The sequence below is a fragment of the Sphingomonas sp. 66-10 genome, assembly GCF_001897045.1.
GTDB classification, from domain to species: Bacteria; Pseudomonadota; Alphaproteobacteria; order Sphingomonadales; family Sphingomonadaceae; genus Sphingomonas; species Sphingomonas lycopersici.
The window spans coordinates 31,193-33,452 of record NZ_MKRR01000164.1 but is presented as its reverse complement, the minus strand read 5'-3'; the positions used below and the strand labels follow the sequence as shown (position 1 = coordinate 33,452).

Sequence of the window (2,260 nt, the reverse complement as noted above, 5' to 3'; positions counted from 1 at the left end):
CCCGACGGCAACAATGTCGAGGCGCTATTTCGGGAGCGCTAGTTCGGCGAGCGCATCGACGATCGCCTCGGCGTCGAGCCGATAGCGGCGGTAGAGATCGGGGAGATCGCCGGTCTGTCCGAAGCGGTCGATGCCGAGCGGGCTGACCCGCATCCCGCGCACCGCCCCCAGCCACGATAGGCTCGACGGCGCCCCGTCGATCACCGTCACCAGCCCGGCGCCGTCGGCGAGCGCATCGAGTAGGGTTTCGACATGCGACGGCTCCCGCGCGCCGTCGGTCCAGCGCCCCGCGTGCCGCGCTGACCAGCCGCGATGAAGCAGATCGGCCGAGGTGATCATCAGTAGCCCGAGCCCCGGCAGATCGTCGGCGACCAGCGCGTGCGCTTCGAGCACCTCGGGGGTGATCGCGCCGGTGAAGGCGATCGCCGCGTCGCGCGGGCCGGTCGGCGGAATCAGCCAATAACCGCCCTTGAGCGCATCCCCGACCCAGCGATCGTCGGCGCGCGCGACCTGCGAGATCGCGCGGCTCGACAGCCGCAGGTAGACCGAGCCGCCGTCCGCCGCCTGCAGATGCGCGAACGACCAGCGCATGATCGCCGCCAGTTCGTCGGCGAAGGCGGGCTCGAAATAGGTGAGGCCAGGCTGCCCCATCCCGATCAGCGGGGTGTTGATCGATTGATGCGCGCCGCCCTCCGGCCCGAGCGTCACCCCGGAGGGCGTCGCTACCAGCAGGAACCGCGAATCCTGATAGCAACCGTAATTGAGCGCATCGAGCCCGCGCGAGATGAACGGATCATAGACCGTCCCGACCGGGATCAGCCGCGTGCCGAACAAAGGCGCGGCGAGCCCGAGCGCGGCGAGCATCAGGAACAGGTTATTCTCGGCGATACCGAGCTCGATATGCTGGCCCGCGCCGTGTCCGCCCCATTTCTGCGCGCTGGGGATGCGCGCGGCGGCGAAGACGTCGGCCAGTTCCTGCCGGCGGAACAGCCCGCGCTGGTTGACGAACGCGCCGAGGTTGGTCGAGACGGTGACGTCGGGCGACGTGGTGACGACGCGCGCGGCGAGCGCGCGCGCATCCGCCTCGGGATTTTTGGCGAGATCGAGCAGGATCCGCCCGAACGCCGCCTGGGTCGACAGCGTGTCGCCGTCGGGCACCGGCAGCGTAGTGGGCACGGGAACCGGCGCGGCAGGCGCGGGCCGATGCGGCGCCGCGAGCGGGCTGCGCGCGAGGAAATCGCGCATCTCGGCTGCGACATTGTCCCCCACCCCGGCGAACGGCGTCCATTCGTCCCCCGGCGCGATGCCCAGGCTGTCGCGCAATTGCCCGACCTGCCCCGGATTCATCAGCCCGGCGTGATTGTCCTTATGCCCGGCGAGCGGCAGGCCATAGCCCTTCACCGTATAAGCGATGAACAGCGTCGGGACATCGTCCTGCGCGCGCGCGAAGGCGTCGAGCAAGGTTTCGATGCAATGCCCCCCGAGATTGGTCATCAGCGCGGCGAGCGCGGCATCGTCGAACGAGGCGATCAGCGCCAGCGTATCGGGTCGATCGGCCAGATCGGCGTTGAGCCGCGCGCGCCACGCCGACCCGCCCTGATAGGTCAGCGCGGCGAAATCGGCATTGGGGCAGGCATCGATCCACTCGGCGATCGCCACCCCGCCGGGCTGCGCGAACACCGCGCGCTGGCGCTTGCCATGCTTCAAGGTGATCACCCGCCAGCCGCAGGTTTCGAAGATATCGTCGAAGCGCCGGAACATCCGGTCCGCGGTCGTCGCGTCGAGGCTCTGGCGGTTATAGTCGACGATCCACCAGCAATTGCGGATATCGTGCTTATAGGCCTCGATCAGGCATTCGTAGATATTGCCTTCGTCGAGTTCGGCATCGCCCATCAGCGCGATCATCCGGCCGGTATCGCGCTCGGCGAGCTGGCCGTGTGCGACGAGATAATCCTGGACGAGGCTGGCGAAGGCGGTGATCGCCACCCCCAGCCCGACCGAACCGGTCGAGAAATCGACCGGGATCGTATCCTTGGTACGGCTCGGATAGCTTTGCGCCCCGCCCAGCCCGCGAAACCGCTCGAGCGCGTCGCGCGTCTGCTGGCCGAGCAGATAATGGATCGCGTGGAGCACCGGGCCGGCATGTGGCTTGACCGCGACCCGGTCGTTCGGCCCCAAAGCAGCGAAATAGAGCGCGGTCATGATCGTCGTGATCGACGCGCAGCTCGCCTGATGCCCGCCGACCTTCACCCCGTCGCGG

The 2,260-nt window shown here is 68.5% G+C and carries 1 protein-coding gene; it reads right to left on the bottom strand.

Features of this window, described 5'->3' with window-relative positions; all coding sequences use genetic code 11:
- Positions 1–24 precede the first annotated feature (24 nt).
- A partial coding sequence (locus BGN95_RS25850) for a thiamine pyrophosphate-binding protein (protein WP_286774488.1) occupies positions 25–2,260 on the bottom strand: 2,236 nt, incomplete at its 5' end.